Source organism: Thiomicrolovo immobilis, from assembly GCF_039645955.1.
GTDB lineage: Bacteria > Campylobacterota > Campylobacteria > Campylobacterales > Sulfurimonadaceae > Thiomicrolovo > Thiomicrolovo diazotrophicus.
In genome coordinates, this window is sequence record NZ_CP147916.1 from 1,611,954 (window position 1) to 1,628,391 (window position 16,438).

Here is a 16,438-nt window from a genome sequence, read left to right on the forward strand (position 1 = left end):
CAACTAATCCCAAACTCTTTTCCTATTACTATGTGTCTATCAGATATTTTGATGTTTTATTCATTTGCAAAATAGTATTTTAACATTCTGTAGTTCACGTGCTATTCCAACATATTATCTGTTTTCCAATCATAGCCTTCCTTCTCATTCAGATAGGATATACGCTATTCTCTGTAAAGTTCCCATTGGTCTCCGTCATAGCCCCCTTTCTCACTCGGATAGGCTATACTGAAGCTCTGCGCGAATCCGTCAACGGACACGTCATAGCCCCCTTTCTCACTCGGATAGGCTATACTGGCTCGTATCTTTGTATAGATAAAATTTTTGTCATAGCCCCCTTTCTCACTCGGATAGGCTATACTAACTATCTCTCTGGCTCAACATCGTCGTCCGTCATAGCCCCCTTTCTCACTCGGATAGGCTATACTGGCGCCCCTGGTACTCGCCGAGCCGTCGTCGTCATAGCCCCCTTTCTCACTCGGATAGGCTATACTTGAAATAGGGTGATACTTTTTCGAATCCCTGTCATAGCCCCCTTTCTCACTCGGATAGGCTATACTTCTTCAATAGCGGCATTAATAGTCTGAAGGGTCATAGCCCCCTTTCTCACTCGGATAGGCTATACTACGCTGAAAAACTTCTTCTCCTGGTCAAAGGTCATAGCCCCCTTTCTCACTCGGATAGGCTATACTGGACCGGACGAGAGCCCCGTCATCACCACCGTCATAGCCCCCTTTCTCACTCGGATAGGCTATACTGCACCCTTCTTCAGCCCCTTAACACGGGGCCGAAGAGCACTTTTCATCTCTAAAAAATAACAGACAGCACGTTTATTTTTCGATATTTTTCTCATTTTTTTTCTTACTCTCGTCAAAAAATCCAAAGTTCACTTCCTGAAAAATGTCACCAAATTACTCAAAATAGCAGGAGCTGCTTTTTCTCCAATTTTTCTTCTTCGCCTTTTTCACCTATGAGAACCTCCATTTTTGAATATTGAAGATCCGTAATGGAGATCATACGGATATGTCCTTTCCTTGGTATTTTGCTCCGTACTCTTTTCTTGTGCGTCTCAACACTGTCATCTCCTTTGCAAATCCGGGCATAGACAGAAAACTGCATCATGACAAAACCGTCTTTGATCAGAAACGTTCTGAACTGCGTGTATTTTTTGCGATCCTTCTTCGTTTTCGTCGGGAGATCGAAAAAGACGAACAGCCACATAAACTTGAAGTCTTTCATGCAAACGTCGGTAGCTTAAGCAATGTGGGGTCATTCTCACGCATTGCGCTTACAAGGGTTTTGGCGGCAACATCGCTGGCATGCAGCAGTGTCACCAGTTCCCCGTCAAGCATCATTTCTGAGTGCAGTACGCTTAGCAGCAGGCTTTTCGTCCGAGCCGTCATCACCATTTCAAATTCGTCCTCTGTTTCAAGCGTCTTGACCGCCTTATCGACCATCACCCTGAACGGTTCTATAAGATCATCCGCAAGATTATAGGCATTGAGTTCAGAGCGATGGAAAAGTCCGAAGACAGGCAGCAGTCCGTAAGCCACCAGTGAGCGAGCTATCGCACCGCGCACAATGGCATAACCGTAATTCAGAGCGACATTCACAGGGTCCATCGCCTTCTGATCTCTGCGGAATTTTTTAAAAAGCAGTCCCCAATATACACGTGCCGCGTACGCCTCAAGATTATCCCTGTCACCCGATTTAACTTGATCTACCAGTCGTTTGACGTTCGTGTTGTCTGCACCGCAATATGCCAACAACTGTGCGTGGTTGGAAATCTTCGATTTGATGATTTTCTGCCACACACGCTTTTTGAACGGCAGTGACACATTTTGCTGGATATACGCGATCTGCGATACCCGAGAATGCCCGAGAAAGGGCAGGAAAACCGCGTTGGGGCGATGATAGGAGTCACAGCTGAACAATGCAATGTTCTTTTCGGCGATCTTGCTCAGAAGCGCTGCTGTCAACGATGCCTGTGTCGTTTCAAGTACAATAACCGTAATGTCTTCAAGCGGAACCGTTATCCGCTCTTCTTCATACGGTTCATAAACCAGCTGAAGGTTTTTCAGACTCAACCGGCAGGGTTTGGTAACCAGGACCGTTCTCCATCCAGCCATAGAACAACCTACCCCTGGATATTTCCGAGTCTCTTCGCATCGGCAAGCTCTTTTTTCGAACCGACGCGTGTTTCATGTTTGACTTCAACATAGTTTCCAAGGGCATCGACCTGATACTTTTTGATAAAGACAAGGTTTTGAGAGCCGTATCCGTATTCATGCGCACCGTCATGCGACTGAATCAGAATCTTCGCCGTGCCGCTATCCACTCCGGAGAAATAGCCCAAAATATTTACCGCCTCTTTTTTCGCGGTTTTTTTCGTCTGGATTTCGATCAGGTCGTTTTTGTAAAAAGAGTATTTGAATTCATAATCTCCGTCCATCACCAGCCACGGTTTGTTGCCCTGAACAATCGCTTTGTTCGGCAAATGTTCCTTGACAAAGTCACTGACGTAGATAGGCACCAGATAGTACTTTTTCGACTCTTTGTGCCGAAACAAATCCACCCTCGGCATTGCTGCGTTCTTAGCCAAACCATGCTTGAGCTTGACGTTGTTCTGTACACTGTTCCCTTTTAAATACTCTATGGCGCCGTTCTCTTTTTTGACTCCCAGCGTTTTGGGACTGTAAATCGTCTCTTCGTGCGCCGCACCGGTCACTTTGCGCCGGGGCATGAACGATACAAAAATTTTCTCGATGCTTTCTTTAACTTTTTCATGAAAATTTTCTGACGGTGCTTCAAACTTCAGACGTTTGTCTTTTTCCTCCTTGGTCTTATAAATGAACCCCTCGCGCTTGGACGAAATTTCGGAAAGCTTTTGGACATGTCCCTGTGTGGCAAAGGCCAGGATAATCGCATCTTCGGCATGATGCAGATGGTTATCCCTGTTCTTATCCCCCACTCCCCATTTGTAGCGCAACTGGGATGTCAGCATCCCGTTCATGGCAAAAACGCGCCGTTTCTGTTTCGAGGATTTGAACGCGATGTGTGCCTCGATATAGTTCTTGAGAAACTTTGCGATGTATGACGTATCATTTTTATTTCTCTTTTTAAAATCCTCTTCGCTACTGGCATCAAAATTCGTTTTCAGCAGTCTGCTCTTCTTCGCGTATTTCAGGTTTTTTAACCCCTCCACTCGTCCGATAAACTCATGCCAGCTATCTGATGCCTGATCCGCACCGAAGTACTCAAATGGCGTACGGTTCCCTTTATTCTGATTTTCCCGGGTCAGGCAGAGGACCTTGTTATTGAGTGAGTCATCCAGCGAGCGGCTATAAGGTAGAATATGATCGACCTCTGTCGCGAACGGATCCATAATATCGGCAGGTTCTATTCTTTTGCCGCTGTAAATACAAAATTGGTTCTGTTCCTGCCACAATCTGAATTTCAGGAGCTCCTTGGCATTTGGCTCTTTTCCGAGAATTTCCACGGCATGCTTCCACGCTTCCTCTTTTCGTTCTTGAAACTCTCCCTGCAGTTTTATAATCTCATTCCGATCCTGATGCGATTTTTTGATGTCCCGCGTCAACTCGATATGCACGGCATCGATCGGCCCGTATTGTCTGGCAACTGCATTATAGACAAGCCGCATTTGTGCTATAGCACGTTTAACGACCGGGTTTGTCATTTCACGGTTCTCCGCATCGCTGAGCGGGGGGAGCAGCAAAGATTTTTCACCGTTGAACAGCGCTTTAAAATCGTATCCCGCAGCCTCACAGGCTTTATCGTAATCCATCCCCTGTTCCAGATAGGGAACGATCTTTTTCAACGCTTTCGTACTTAGATGGCCGAACCCCGAAAAGGAGAGCTTCAACAACGCCTGAGAAATTGCTGAATCGTCAATGATCTCGTTCAACTTTCGCAAAGAGACCTCATCATCCTTTTCGATGCTGAGCACTTCGGCAATGCTGTCGAGAAGCGCATCGTCATCTGAATGGGTTGCCCAATACTCATCGTGTGCTTCGCATACGGCATCACGGATCTTCTGATAGGCAGAGAAATCAAGTAATCTCCCCTTTTCGGGATCTTTGGTGAGCTTTTCACCTGTCTTTGAATCAAAATAGGCCAACCCCTTAAATGGCATCTCTTTCGGAAGACCAAGCTTGCTTTTTAGCGTCTTATAGGTGAAAGTTTTAGCCTCTTTTGCCTCCTCAATCGCTTGATGTATCTGCGCCGGCGTCAGGAAAGTCTCCCCATCTTCCGTCAGCATCCTGATATTTTTCAATTTCTGCAAAGCCCTGAACTTTTCAAAAGTATGTGCCGCTTTCGGAGCACGTTTCTGCTCTGTTTCAAAGGGACAGTTCGCCACCATATGCTCTACCGACTTCATCGGTCTTTGTCCAAAAGCAATTGCTTCATAGCGGACCAAAAACGCGTTATCCACCGAACCACTACCAAAGATTTTTTGCTTTTCAAAAATCGTGCGGATCTCATCCACCAACATACTTCTGGCTATCGAGTTCTCATAACTCCCGCGACTGTTCCGCTTTCTCTCCTTGGTAGCCATATACGCACCGATCGTTCGATACTTCCCTGTTTCCAACACGGCTATGTTCGTATCAATACCCGACAATACCGCCCGCCCATCGCTATCCGTCGGTTCATCACTCTTTCTATTCGAAAAAAAGCCCCGATGTTTTGCCATGTGGATCAATACACGCGACAGCTCTTTCGGTTCGAGTAAACGGTTCAGTGCCTCTTTGCGCAATGTCCAAACGTCAATCTGTCCCGTGTTTCCGATGAAAAGATTGTCCAGTTCCTCTTGCGTAATAATCTTCTTTTCAAGCAAAAGTCTTTTGACGGCCCTAAGCTTCTGTGCTCTGCGTTTCGTTGTCCGTCTGGCCCCTCTCGCCTCCCGCCTGGGTAGTGCGAGGGATTTACCGTCTTTCGGGTTCTCCGCAATCTGGAATATTCTTACACCGCTGTCTATGATTTCATTGTTTTTCTGCCTCTCATCATCAACCTTGACAAGCGCCCAGCCGATGGAAGTAATCCCCACATCCAGCCCCAACACAATCTTCGACATTCAATCTCCTTTAAGTCGATTCAAAATACAATCTAAATTAAGCTTATCCGAGTGAGAAACGAATGGGCTATGATAAACAGGTTCCGGTTCCTGTGCAAGGCTCTGTCTTCCAGACATCCTGAAAAAAACCGATGCTTCAATAATCCATTTTTCTCCAGTATCGTTCATATTCAACGACGCTCTTCAAGATTTTGTTCTATAGTACATGCTGCCCTGGACAACATCATGTCCGTTTTCACTCAAGTACCATTCTTATCTGTGCCTCGGCGAAAGCCTGTGCCATCTCCCTTGCCTTGAGTGCCAAAGAACGAGGAGAGCGTACCAGCAAATCAGGGACCCATTTCTTGACTTCATGAAGCAGTTCCCTCTCGCTCGTCACCATTATGGAAAAATCAATGGAACCGTTTTCATAGCTTTGGATGATACGCTGGGTTGGGGCAATTGGCCTACGGGCAAAATATTTGGCAATCTCCGCAGTCGCATGTAAAATAGCTTCGAAGGGTTCGTTTTCCGGTTCGAACCATGCATTGACGGCCCGGTCCAAAATGGACTGAGCTTCTTCCGGGCACTCAAAATGGTCATCCATAATGTAAAGTGCCTCAATACTTTTAAGATGGAAAGTCTTCAGTTTATCACTCAACGCTTCTTCCCCGTACAGGTACCAATAACCTTCGAAAGAAACGATTTTACAGGGTTTGACTATCCTGATCTTCCCTTTGTAGGCAAAAGACACCAGCCGTTGTTTTTCTATCGCGGTTTCAATCTGCACAAAAAGATGCTGATGTCCCAGTATATCTTCGATAACGGTTTTCGAATCGACAGCGCTGACCCGATGATTTTTCAATTGCCCCAGCAAGGTCGAAGCCAGTGATGCAAATCCACTTCCTATTCCACCGGAAAGTGTCTCAAGCATGTCGAGCACCAGCTCCTCGTCAGGTTTGCGGGAGCGTTCGAGTCTGAAGCCTTCTTGCATTTTCCAGCCTCTCCCCTCTTTTTCAATAGGAAAACGGATGAGTCTTTCATTGAAATCGCGTTGAATCGTTTTCGTGGACACATTGAACTCTTCCGCGAGGGAAGAAACCGTAAGCGTATCGCCAGTGTAAAGACGCTGCAAAATGACGGTCAAGCGGGTCAGGATCTTATCATAATCGTGTTTCACGTACCGCTCCATAGAGACATTCGTGAAATACTATAGCATCATAGATTTAATTCTAACGTCTTAAAACATAGATTTCAACATCACTTACAAAAGAATTACTCCCAATATCATTGTAGGGTTTGAAGCACAACTAAAAACAAAAAAGTGTTAATTCTAGGAGTGGGTTCTGATAGTGTACGAAGGGATGGTGAAGGGGTCGGCAGCGCAGGAGATGCGCCGCTGTATTAGTTTTTGTCCTGGTCGACGATTTTGTTTGCCTTGATCCACGGCATCATTTCGCGCAGGCGTGCACCGGTCTGCTCGATCGGGTGCGCTTTGAGGTTGTTGCGCTCAGCGTTCATGCGCGGATAGCCCGCCTGGCCTTCGAGGACGAAGTCTTTGGCAAACTGGCCGTTCTGGATCTCTTTGAGCACCTGTTTCATCGCCGCTTTGGACTCTGCGTTGATGACGCGCGGGCCGGAGACCATGTCGCCGTACTCCGCCGTGTTGGAGATGGAGTAACGCATATCGGCGATACCGCCTTCGAAGATCAGGTCGACGATCAGTTTCATCTCGTGCAGACATTCGAAGTAGGCCATCTCTTCCGGGTAGCCCGCTTCTGTCAGGGTTTCGAAACCGGCCTGGATCAGCGCGGAAACACCGCCGCAGAGAACAGCCTGCTCACCGAAAAGGTCTGTTTCCGTCTCGTCTTTGAAGGTCGTTTCGATAATACCCGTACGACCGCCGCCGATCGCGGAGGCGTAAGAGAGCGCAAGCTCCTTGGTCATGTTGGATGGGTTTTGACCGACGGCGATCAGGTCAGGGATACCGCCGCCTTTGACGAACTCGCTGCGGACCGTGTGGCCCGGCGCTTTCGGTGCGACCATCATAACGTTGATGTCGGCTGCCGGCTTGATGCGTCCGTAGTGGATGGAGAAACCGTGACCGAAAGCGATCGTCGCGCCCGGCTTGAGGTTCGGTGCGATTTCGTTCGCGTAGATCTCCGCCTGGTTTTCGTCCGGCAGAAGGATCATAATGACATCAGCCGCTGCGGATGCGTCGGCAACCGTCATGACTTCGAAACCTTTCGCTTCCGCTTTCGCCCAGCTGGAGCCGCCTTTGCGCAAACCGACAATTACTTCTACACCGCTGTCGCGGAGGTTTTCCGCGTGTGCGTGGCCCTGGGAGCCGAAACCGATCATCGCGACTTTTTTGCCCTTGATGATGCTGATATCGCAGTCTTTGTCATAGTACACATTCAATGCCATCAGTTAATCCCTTGGATTGTGGACGATCATCCCGCCTGTAAGGCGGTCCCCGCACCACAAAAATTTTGCGCATTGTACCAAAAAGTCGTGAAAGAGTAGTTTAGCTGCCGCTTAGGCCATTGAAAACGGCGATTTCTTAATCGCCCCGCGCTTCGGGCATGCTAAAATTTCCAAAAAATTGCGGAAGAGAACGTATGAAAAAATTCAACCTCGTCAAAGAGATCATCTCCGTCGACAAACCGGCCATGATGGCCGCGGTCAACGGCGGAAAGCCCTTCGGCATCACCATGAAGGGGGAGATCCAATATCCCCCCTACGATGCGCGCAGCTGCTACCTTTTCCAGGGCAGCGTCGCGCGCCCGGCGCCCTCGGCCCTGATGCCGACTCAGCCAAAAAGCCTTGCCGAACTGCTCGGCGGGAACATGCAGGTCGTCGAAGTCGAAGACCGCATCCTCATCAAGGCCGCGCGCAACTGGCAGGAGATCATCGGCTATAACGTCCGCCACGCGGACTATGACGATACGACCGGCGACGGCGTCGCCGAATTCACCGACAGTGAACTCGAGGAGATCGGCTGGCAGGCGACCGAGTTCGGCATCAACTACCGCGAACTCGTCGAACTGATCGAGGCGCAGTGCGACGGCACCCTCTTCTGCATCGAAAACGAAGGGGAGAACTACCACTTCAGCGGGATGGGGTTTATCGACGACATGGACTGCGCCCGGAAACAGTGCTTTGACTACTGCGTCAAGAGGATCGAGACGCTGCTAAGAGAAGATGAGAGTTACCACGGCGCCGTGCTCAGCGGCGACGAGGAGGAGGCGCTGGCCTTCTTCGGGGTCACTGTCCCAGATAGCGCTGTAGAATAACCATCGCCGAGAGCGAATCCACGCGGCCGTCGCGCTTATAGCGGATTTCGCCCTTCATCAGCGCTTCGGCCTCGAGGGAGCTGTCGCTCTCGTCCTGGTAGGCGACGGGCCCGTCGAAATCGACGAGGTTCATAAAGTGCGCGACGCGACGCCGCATCTCCTCCTCGCTGGAGCCGCCCATCGGGATCCCGACGACGACCTCTTGTATCCCCCACTCCGCGATGACGTCGCGCACGGCCTGCGACGCCTGGTTGCGGTTTTTGCGCTCAATAGCGGCCAGCGGAGTGACGACTGTACCGTCCGCGCTGTAAGCCAGTCCGATCCGCTTGAGCCCAAGGTCGATGCCTAGGAGAGGGAACTGCGTCGCCATTCCCTACTTCCCGAGGCAGAAGCTGCCGAACATCTTGTCGAGCATCTCTTCGTTGTCAAAGGGGCGGGTAATGGAGGCCAGGGACTGGATCGCTTCGCCGACGTGGAAGGAGAAGAGCTCCAGCTCCTGATCCTCCAGGGGCATAAAAGCGTTATCGATCGCCGCAAGCGCCCCTTTGACGGCATCGGTCTGGCGCTGGGAGATGAGCATCGTCTCTTCGGAAACGTTCTGACGGTCCATCCGCGACTGCAGCGCCTCGATCAGGACCGAGGTGTCCTGCTTGCAGCTCATACGCAGCGGGGTGTACCCCTTCAGCGGCGTCTCATCGAAACGCTGGGGCAGATCGGTCTTGTTCAATACGGCGATGAACGTGCGTTCATCTGTATGTTCTTCCATCAGCGAGAGGATCGCCTTATCCTCGCCGTCGAGCGCGCGGCTGCCGTCAAAGAGCGCGATGACGATGTCGCTCTCGCTCACCGCCTCGATGGAGCGTTCGATCCCGATCCGCTCGATCTCGTCTCCCGCCTCGCGGATCCCCGCCGTATCGACCATGCGGATCAGATGGCTGCCGATACGCACCTGCTCCTCGATCGTATCGCGGGTCGTCCCGGCGATATCGCTGACGATGGCGCGGTTGTAATCGAGGAGGCTGTTGAGCAGCGAACTCTTGCCGACATTGGGTTTGCCGATAATGGCGACTTTGAACCCCTGCATCAGCCCCCTACGGCGTTCGCTCGACGCCAGGGTACGGCGCAGCGCGGCGGCAATCGTCTCGAGCTTTTTAATGATCTGGTCGATCAGGTCCTGAGGGAGGTCCTCCTCGGCGTAGTCGATGGAGACCTCCGAATAGGCCAGGATCTCCAGCAGTGCATCGCGGTTCCCTTCGACGAAGGTCCGCAAAGAGCCTTTCATCTGCTTGGCCAGGATCTTCGCGGCGTCTTCGCTCCGCGCCTCGATAAGCCGGGCGATCGCTTCTGCTTCGGTCAGATCGATGCGGCCGTTATGGAAAGCACGGCGGCTGAACTCGCCCGGTGTCGCCAGGCGCGCGCCGCCGGCCAGGGCCGCCTTCAGCACCTCCTCTGCCACGATCTGCCCGCCGTGGCACTGCAGTTCGACGACATCCTCGCCGGTAAAACTGCGCGGACCGCGGAAAAAAAGGACGATCGCTTCGTCGATCAGCTCGTTTTGGGCGTTATAGAGGGGGTAGAGGTGGGCGCGCCGGTCTTCAAGGGGACGCTGCCCCGTCAGCTTCGAGGCGATCGTCGTCGCCTGTGCGCCGCTGATGCGGATGATGGCAATGGAGCCGATCCCGTGCGCGGTCGCAATGGCGGCAATCGTATCGTTCATAATCAGTAGTTGTGGTAATCGTTGATGATAATGTATTTTCCGCCGTCACGGGTCGTCCGGATGGCAACGTACTTGTCATGGTAGCGCTCACGCAGCTGCTTGAGGGCGATCTGCACGAGTACGCCGTCGAGGACGCGGGTCTGGGCATGACCGTCGCGGTCGACGCTTTCAAAAACCCCTGTCAGGTAGCGTGCCACCGACTCCTCCTGATTGTGGAGGAATTCGGCGATTTCCAGACGAAGCTGCAGCTGGTACTCGGCATTGATCCAGTTGAAGAGCATATAGGAGAGCGCCTTGTAGCGGTACCCCTCTTTGCCGATCAGCAGCGCCGCGTCTTCCCCGTTGAACTCCACGAGCAGCGTATTATCGTCATAGACGGAGACGTGGATAGGTTCGAGTTTGAAACAGATCGTCTTGAAAAGGACGTTGAGTTTCGTCTCCACTTCTTCGGCGATGGCGTCAAGATCGTCGTCGCCTTCCGTATAGTGATCCTCGTCGGCGTAGACTTCTTCGTATTCGCTCTCGTCGTCTTCCGGATAGGCGATCGGCTCCGTCGGTGCCGGGAGTTCCTCCTCCGTGAGCAGCTGCGCCTCATCCTCGGCTTCGTCCGCGGCCTTGGGGCGGGCGACAATGACGGCATGCTTTCGCAGCAGGCCGAGGAACCCTTTACTGGGGTGTTGTACCACGACGATATCGAGTTCCGTCACCGAGCAGCTGAACTGTTTGGAAGCTTCGCTATACGCCGCTTCAAGCGTCGGCGCTTCGATCTTCTTCATATTCAGGCCTCGCCCCCGTTATGCTCTTTTTGCGCCAGGTGCGCTTCGTGGCGTGCCGCTTTGATCTTCGCATACTGCTTGTTCACCATGTACTGCTGCGCAATGGAGAGCAGGTTGTTCGTCAACCAGTAAAGCACCAGGCCTGACGGGAAGGTGACGAAGAAGAAGGTAAAGACGACCGGCAGGTATTTGAAGATCTTCTCCTGCATCGGGTCGGTAAAGTTATTCGGCGTCATCTTCTGCTGGAAATACATGGAAGCACCCATCAGGATCGGCAGGATGTAGGTCGGGTCCATGCGGGAGAGGTCGCCGATCCAGAACATCCACGGCGCCCCCTGCAGCTCGACGGCGTTGAGCAGAACACGGTAGATCGCGAAGAAGACCGGGATCTGCAGCAGCAGCGGCAAACAGCCGCCCATCGGGTTGGCACCGTTCTTCTTGTAGAGCTCCATTACCGCCGCGTTCATGCGCTGCGGATCGCCCTTGTACTTCTCGCGCAGCTCTTTCATCTTCGGTGCGAGATCCTTCATCTTCTGCATGGAGATCATCCCCTTGTAAGTCAGCGGATAGAGCACCAGACGGATCACGACGACCAGCGCGACGATCGCCCAGCCCCAGTTTCCGAAGAAGCCGTGCAGCCACAGCAGGAAACCAAAGAGCGGTTTCGCCGCCCAGGTAAACCAGCCGTACTCGATGGCGTTGACGAGCACCGGGTTGATCGATTCGAGCAGGCGGTAATCCTTCGGACCGATGAAGCCGTTGAAGCTCAGGGAGTCGGTAGCTTCGAGATACGCGATCGGGTTGTCGCTGCGGTCACGGTCGATGTTGACGATGACCTCGGGATCGAGCCCGTAGAAGATGGAAGCGAAATACTGGTCAAAGGCCGAGAGCAGTTTCACGTCACGCAGCGCAGTGCGTCCCTCGACGTCACCGTCTTCAAAGATATTGGAGACGCCGTCAGCCGTGTAGCCCATGACGCCGTGCACAGCCATCATCATCTGACCCTTGTGCTCCGCATGCTGCCCGACATAGAGGAAATAGCGCATCGGTTTGGAGAGGGAAACCTTGATGTCGTAGTGGCCGTCGGCGTAGAAGGTCAGTGTCTTCGTCACGGTCACCTGGGAAAGCGTCTGTGTGAGCGTCACGCTTTTCGTACCCGCCGCATCCAGTGTAAGGCTACTGGCATCCGCACGGTAAGGGACTTTGAGTGCTTCCGCATTGATAGCCTCGTCGGCAAAACGGATGAAGAGCGGCTGCGCGCCCTCCTGGGCAATGAGTTCCGTCGGCTTGTCATCGACGTAGTACTTCTTGTCTTTAAGCACCTTGGACACGATCCGGCCGAGGGTATCGATCTTGAGCGTAAATTCGGAGGACTCCACCGTCACCAGCTTCGTGGCGTCGGGGTTGGCCACTTTTTCGCTGACCGCCACCGTATGACCGACACCGTTGTCCGTGACTGTCGGGGTCGTCGCCTCGGTACCTACCCGCTCTTTGAGCGTGACGTTCTGCTCTGCGCTCTCCGGCATCTCCGGCGGGAAGATCGCAGTATAGACAATAAAGAAGACAAATGAAAGGACCACGGCCAGGATCAGCCGCTGGTTGGGACTCATTTTTTCAAACACACGTTAGCCTTTAAACGAAAAATTCTTGATGAGATAAAAGCGGTTTCCCGCTTTTGGAACGAGCCAGTACTTTATCCTATTAATGGTTAAATCTTGCGGATTCGGCCGCAATTTCGCCACCTCGACATAATCTATTCCCCCGGGGAACAGCTGGTTGCATGTGAGGATGCGTTTCGTCGAATAATAAAAAGCATAGAGAAGCGGATTCTGTTCGAACTGCTGACGGGTATACTCCGAGCAGCTGGGATAGTAGCGGCAGCTCCCCCGGCCGATCAGCGTGAAGCTGCGCTGATAGATCCAGATGATCCCGAGTACCAGCCCTCGAATCATACCTGAAGCGCCCCCACCCGCTCCGCCATTTTCCGGAGCGCTTTTTCCATCACGGCGTAGGGGGTCTCGACCGTCGCCGCCTTGGCGACAAGGATGTAACTGCCGGCGGCAAGCTGCGGTTCAAGACCGTAAAAGAGCGCACGCATACGGCGTTTGGCCCGGTTGCGTTTCACGGCGTTGCCGACTTTTTTGCTGGCAGTGAATCCGACGGTTATAAAAGGGGTGTTGGGGAGGTAGAAGAGGACAAGCGCAGGTGAATGCGCGCTTTTGCCCTTACGGTAGACCAGCTGAAACTCGCGGTTGTGTTTCAGCACTGCGGACGAACTCAGGCGGCCAGTTTCTTACGGCCCTTGGCACGACGTGCGTTGATGATCTTGCGGCCGTTTTTTGTCGCCATACGTGCACGGAAACCGTGGGTACGTTTACGAGGCGTGTTATGCGGTTGGTATGTTCTTTTCATGACCATTCCTCTCTGAAAATTTAGTGCGCAATTATGCCTAATTCATACTTAATAGTTATTTAAGGATAAGAAAAAGTCTGCCATTTTTTCCCTGCCGGATGGCTCAAAAGCCGCCGTTCGTATCGGCCGGCGGGATGAGCAGCTCTTTCAGCGGCGGCATGACCGACTGGTCCTTCGGCGTCGCGATGTCGCTGAGGGCCTCCTTGATCTGCACGTGGCAGTCCCGGCAGCCCCGGATCACTTTATGCTCCTCTACCCCCACATTCTCGATCTTCTCGACGGGGTGGCAGGCGAAACACTCGCTGCCGCATTCGGCCATGGCGTTGGGGTCGGCGCTGTGGCAATCGATACAGCCGAGCATCGGCTTATGACGCGGATCGCTCTGGATCGTCGGCAACAGTTTCGGGTGACAGGTAAGGCAATCCCCCGTACAGGCCAGGAGCGTCGCGAAAAGCCCCGGCATCACTACCGGGAGGAGTAAAAGGCGTTTGAGCATTTTCATACCGGGATTGTAGCGCGTCCGGATTAATCGACGGCCACGGTGATCTCTTCGCCCTCGGCATCGAAGACGACCCGGTTCCCCTCTTCGACCTCGCCGCCGAGAATCAGATCGGCCAGGCGGTCTTCGACGATCTCGTAGAGCGCACGCTTCAGCGGGCGCGCCCCGTACACCGGGTCGAAGCCGGCCCGTGCGATGAGCCGTTTCGCCTCATCCGTCAGCGTCAGCGAAATGTTCCGCTCGTCCACCTTCTTGGCGATGGCCTCGAAGAAGAGGTCGACGATGGCGATGATCTGATCCTCGCCCAGCGGGTTGAAGATGACGACGTCGTCGAGGCGGTTGAGGAACTCCGGCTTGAATTTGCCGCGCAGTTCGCCCAGTACCACCTCTTCGAGGTTCGGGTCCCCCTGCATCGTCATGATCTTGTCGCTGGCGATGTTGGAGGTGAGGATGATGATCGTATTGGTGAAATCGACCGTCACCCCCTTGTTGTCCGTCAGCCGTCCGTCGTCGAGCACCTGCAGGAGCATGTTAAAGACGTCCGGATGCGCTTTTTCCACCTCGTCGAACAGCACGACGCTGTAGGGTTTGCGGCGCACCGCCTCGGTCAGCTGCCCGCCCTCTTCGTAGCCGACGTACCCCGGAGGCGCACCGACCAGACGGGAGACCGCATGTTTCTCCATGTATTCGCTCATGTCCAGACGGATCAGCGCCTCTTCGCTGTCGAAGAGGAACTTGGCCAGAGTCTTGGCCGTCTGGGTCTTACCGACCCCGGTCGGCCCCAGGAACATGAACGATCCGATCGGGCGGTCGGCGTCGGAGAGACCCGCTTTGTTACGCTTGATGGCGCGGGCGACGGCGTGGGTCGCCTTGTCCTGCCCGACGACGTCGCGGTTGAGTTCATCCTCGATATGGAGGATCTTTTCGCGTTCGCTCTGCAGCATCTTCGTCACAGGAATCCCCGTCCAGCGGCTAACGATCCCGGCGATGGAGGCTTCGTCAACGCTGTTTTTGAGCAGGGTGCCCTCCCCCTGCATCGCTTTCCACTTCTCCTGGAGCGCAACCTCTTCTTCGCCCAGCTGCGGGATCTTGCCGTACTCGATCTCGGCGGCCTTGTTGAACTCGCCCTGCTGCTTCGCCAGTTCCGCTTCGCGGCGCTTGGCCTCGATCTCGCCTTTGATGGCGGCGATGCGCTCGAAAACCTCTTTTTCCCCCTGGTACTGCGCCTCGAGGGTCCGTTTCTCCTCTTCGGCGTCCGCCAGCTCTTTTTCGATCTCGCCCAGACGCTTCTCATTGGCCGGGTTCTCGTCCATTTTCAGTGCCTCTTTCTCGACCTGAAGCTCCTGGATCTTGCGTTTCGCGCCGGAGAGTGCATGCGGTTCGGACTCGATCTGCATCTTCAGCTCCGCCGCCGCTTCGTCGATCAGGTCGATCGCCTTGTCCGGCAGGAAGCGGTCGGAGATGTAGCGGTCGGACAGCTTCGCTGCCGCCACCAGCGCCGCATCGGTGATGGTGACGTTGTGGTGCCCTTCAAGGCGCTCTTTGATCCCACGCAGGATCTGCAGTGCCTGATTGATGGAGGGCTCGTCCACCGTCACCGGCTGGAAACGGCGCTGCAGGGCCGCGTCTTTTTCAAAGTACTTGCGGTACTCCTTGAGCGTCGTCGCGCCGATCGTGTGCAGTTCGCCACGGGCCAGCGCCGGCTTGAGGATATTCGCCGCGTCCATGCTCCCCTCCGACGCCCCCGCGCCGACGATGGTATGGATCTCGTCGATAAAGAGGATGACGTTACCGCTCTGCTTCACCTCGTCGATGACCGCCTTGAGACGGTCCTCGAACTCGCCGCGGTACTTCGCCCCGGCGATCAGGGCGCTCATATCCAGCGCCACGACCTTTTTATTCTGCAGGGAAAGCGGCACCTCTTTATTATAGATGCGCTGCGCCAGTCCTTCGACCAGGGCGGTTTTACCGACCCCCGGTTCGCCGAGGAGAATCGGGTTGTTCTTCGTTTTGCGGATGAGGATCTGCATCATGCGCTGCACCTCTTCGTCACGTCCGATCACGGGGGCGAGTTCGCCCGCTGCCGCCTGCGCCGTCAGGTCGATACCGTACTTGGAGAGGCTCTCGAGGTTCTCGTCCGCCGTCTGGCTCTCGATCTTCTGCCCGCCGCGCATCGCTTCAAAGGTCTTGCGCAGTTCCATCTTGTCGATGTACTTGCCGAGGATCGTGCCGAAGGGCTCGCTCTCCAGGTTGCCGAGGATGAAACTGTCGACGGCCATGTAGCTGTCACCGTTGCGCGTCATCTCACCCACGCCCCGCTCAAGGGCCTGTACGAGGTTGCGCGAGATCCGCATGTTCTCCTTGCTCACCCCGCTGCTTTTGGGAAGCTTGTCCGCCGCGCTTTTGACGTCAAGCTCGATCGCGCTTTTATCAACGCCCATCTTCCGAAGGGCCTGGTTCAGGACGCTGTCGCTGTTCGTGAGCAGCGCCCAAAGGGCATGTACCGGCTCGACTTCGTTGTTCTGGTTATGCAGCCCCAGCGAAAGGGCCGATTCGATGGTCTGTGTCATCTGATGGGTCAGTTTTTCAAAAATCGTATTCATTTTATGCGTCCTTTATCAGCTGCTATTGAGTGGAATGATTATAGCATCTTTAGTCTAGTGC

At 53.6% G+C, this 16,438-nt stretch carries 15 protein-coding genes and 1 CRISPR repeat array; of the genes, 1 reads left to right on the top strand and 14 read right to left on the bottom strand.

Features of this window, described 5'->3' with window-relative positions; genetic code table 11:
• The first annotated feature begins 128 nt into the window (after positions 1–128).
• Positions 129–758: a CRISPR direct-repeat array (repeat unit 36 nt; unit sequence GTCATAGCCCCCTTTCTCACTCGGATAGGCTATACT).
• Positions 759–915: 157 nt separating this feature from the next.
• The 5 genes from cas2 to ilvC form a co-directional block, all read right to left on the bottom strand.
• Positions 916–1,239, bottom strand: coding sequence for a CRISPR-associated endonuclease Cas2 (gene cas2 / locus WCX72_RS08385; RefSeq protein ID WP_345969364.1), 324 nt, complete (start codon positions 1,237–1,239; stop codon positions 916–918).
• Positions 1,236–2,129 carry a type II CRISPR-associated endonuclease Cas1 gene (cas1, locus tag WCX72_RS08390; protein WP_345969365.1) on the bottom strand — a complete coding sequence of 298 codons (894 nt, stop codon included), beginning with the start codon at positions 2,127–2,129 and terminating at the stop codon, positions 1,236–1,238. Before cas1 ends, cas2 begins: the two co-directional genes overlap by 4 nt.
• A gap of 8 nt (positions 2,130–2,137) precedes the next feature.
• On the bottom strand, positions 2,138–5,095 hold the full coding sequence (gene cas9, locus WCX72_RS08395; protein WP_345969366.1) for a type II CRISPR RNA-guided endonuclease Cas9: 2,958 nt from the start codon (positions 5,093–5,095) through the stop codon (positions 2,138–2,140).
• Positions 5,096–5,330: 235 nt separating this feature from the next.
• The gene (locus WCX72_RS08400; protein WP_345969367.1) at positions 5,331–6,254 is read right to left on the bottom strand and encodes a WYL domain-containing protein; all 924 of its coding nucleotides are present in this window, start codon (positions 6,252–6,254) and stop codon (positions 5,331–5,333) included.
• 224 nt (positions 6,255–6,478) lie between these two features.
• Complete coding sequence (gene ilvC / locus WCX72_RS08405; RefSeq protein WP_345969368.1) at positions 6,479–7,501, bottom strand: ketol-acid reductoisomerase; 1,023 nt, start codon at positions 7,499–7,501, stop codon at positions 6,479–6,481.
• A 194-nt stretch (positions 7,502–7,695) separates the two neighbouring features.
• On the opposite strand from ilvC, the gene WCX72_RS08410 reads away from it, so the two are divergent.
• Positions 7,696–8,370, top strand: coding sequence for a hypothetical protein (locus WCX72_RS08410; RefSeq protein WP_345969369.1), 675 nt, complete (start codon positions 7,696–7,698; stop codon positions 8,368–8,370).
• On the opposite strand, the gene ruvX is transcribed toward WCX72_RS08410, so the two are convergent.
• The 9 genes from ruvX to WCX72_RS08455 form a co-directional block, all read right to left on the bottom strand.
• Entirely contained in the window at positions 8,342–8,740 is a 399-nt protein-coding gene (gene ruvX / locus WCX72_RS08415) for a Holliday junction resolvase RuvX (RefSeq protein WP_345969370.1), read from the bottom strand. The two genes, WCX72_RS08410 and ruvX, sit on opposite strands and share 29 nt — an antisense overlap.
• 3 nt (positions 8,741–8,743) lie before the next feature.
• Positions 8,744–10,093, bottom strand: coding sequence for a tRNA uridine-5-carboxymethylaminomethyl(34) synthesis GTPase MnmE (gene mnmE, locus WCX72_RS08420; RefSeq protein WP_345971540.1), 1,350 nt, complete (start codon positions 10,091–10,093; stop codon positions 8,744–8,746).
• Positions 10,090–10,863, bottom strand: a complete 774-nt coding sequence (locus tag WCX72_RS08425; RefSeq protein WP_345969371.1) for a Jag N-terminal domain-containing protein — start codon at positions 10,861–10,863, stop codon at positions 10,090–10,092. Before WCX72_RS08425 ends, mnmE begins: the two co-directional genes overlap by 4 nt.
• Positions 10,864–10,865: 2 nt before the next feature.
• Positions 10,866–12,485 (bottom strand): membrane protein insertase YidC, encoded by a 1,620-nt coding sequence (gene yidC, locus WCX72_RS08430; protein WP_345969372.1) that lies wholly within the window; start codon positions 12,483–12,485, stop codon positions 10,866–10,868.
• Positions 12,486–12,488: 3 nt separating this feature from the next.
• A complete protein-coding gene (gene yidD, locus WCX72_RS08435; RefSeq protein ID WP_345969373.1) occupies positions 12,489–12,815 on the bottom strand; it encodes a membrane protein insertion efficiency factor YidD in 327 nt (108 codons plus the stop codon).
• Positions 12,812–13,129 (bottom strand): ribonuclease P protein component, encoded by a 318-nt coding sequence (gene rnpA / locus WCX72_RS08440; protein ID WP_345969374.1) that lies wholly within the window; start codon positions 13,127–13,129, stop codon positions 12,812–12,814. Before rnpA ends, yidD begins: the two co-directional genes overlap by 4 nt.
• Before the next feature lie 11 nt (positions 13,130–13,140).
• On the bottom strand, positions 13,141–13,275 hold the full coding sequence (rpmH, locus tag WCX72_RS08445) for a 50S ribosomal protein L34 (protein WP_231018503.1): 135 nt from the start codon (positions 13,273–13,275) through the stop codon (positions 13,141–13,143).
• Positions 13,276–13,378: 103 nt separating this feature from the next.
• Positions 13,379–13,777 carry a hypothetical protein gene (locus tag WCX72_RS08450; protein WP_345969375.1) on the bottom strand — a complete coding sequence of 133 codons (399 nt, stop codon included), beginning with the start codon at positions 13,775–13,777 and terminating at the stop codon, positions 13,379–13,381.
• A 23-nt stretch (positions 13,778–13,800) separates the two neighbouring features.
• Positions 13,801–16,377 carry an AAA family ATPase gene (locus WCX72_RS08455; RefSeq protein WP_345969376.1) on the bottom strand — a complete coding sequence of 859 codons (2,577 nt, stop codon included), beginning with the start codon at positions 16,375–16,377 and terminating at the stop codon, positions 13,801–13,803.
• Positions 16,378–16,438 lie beyond the last annotated feature (61 nt).

Coding starts and splice junctions, on each gene's coding strand:
- WCX72_RS08425 (WP_345969371.1), bottom strand. CDS start 10,863: ATGAAGAAGATCGAAGCGCCGACGCTTGAAGCGGCGTATAGCGAAGCT.
- WCX72_RS08450 (WP_345969375.1), bottom strand. CDS start 13,777: ATGAAAATGCTCAAACGCCTTTTACTCCTCCCGGTAGTGATGCCGGGG.
- cas9 (WP_345969366.1), bottom strand. CDS start 5,095: ATGTCGAAGATTGTGTTGGGGCTGGATGTGGGGATTACTTCCATCGGC.
- ilvC (WP_345969368.1), bottom strand. CDS start 7,501: ATGGCATTGAATGTGTACTATGACAAAGACTGCGATATCAGCATCATC.
- ruvX (WP_345969370.1), bottom strand. CDS start 8,740: ATGGCGACGCAGTTCCCTCTCCTAGGCATCGACCTTGGGCTCAAGCGG.
- WCX72_RS08455 (WP_345969376.1), bottom strand. CDS start 16,377: ATGAATACGATTTTTGAAAAACTGACCCATCAGATGACACAGACCATC.
- rpmH (WP_231018503.1), bottom strand. CDS start 13,275: ATGAAAAGAACATACCAACCGCATAACACGCCTCGTAAACGTACCCAC.
- yidD (WP_345969373.1), bottom strand. CDS start 12,815: ATGATTCGAGGGCTGGTACTCGGGATCATCTGGATCTATCAGCGCAGC.
- cas1 (WP_345969365.1), bottom strand. CDS start 2,129: ATGGCTGGATGGAGAACGGTCCTGGTTACCAAACCCTGCCGGTTGAGT.
- WCX72_RS08410 (WP_345969369.1), top strand. CDS start 7,696: ATGAAAAAATTCAACCTCGTCAAAGAGATCATCTCCGTCGACAAACCG.
- cas2 (WP_345969364.1), bottom strand. CDS start 1,239: ATGAAAGACTTCAAGTTTATGTGGCTGTTCGTCTTTTTCGATCTCCCG.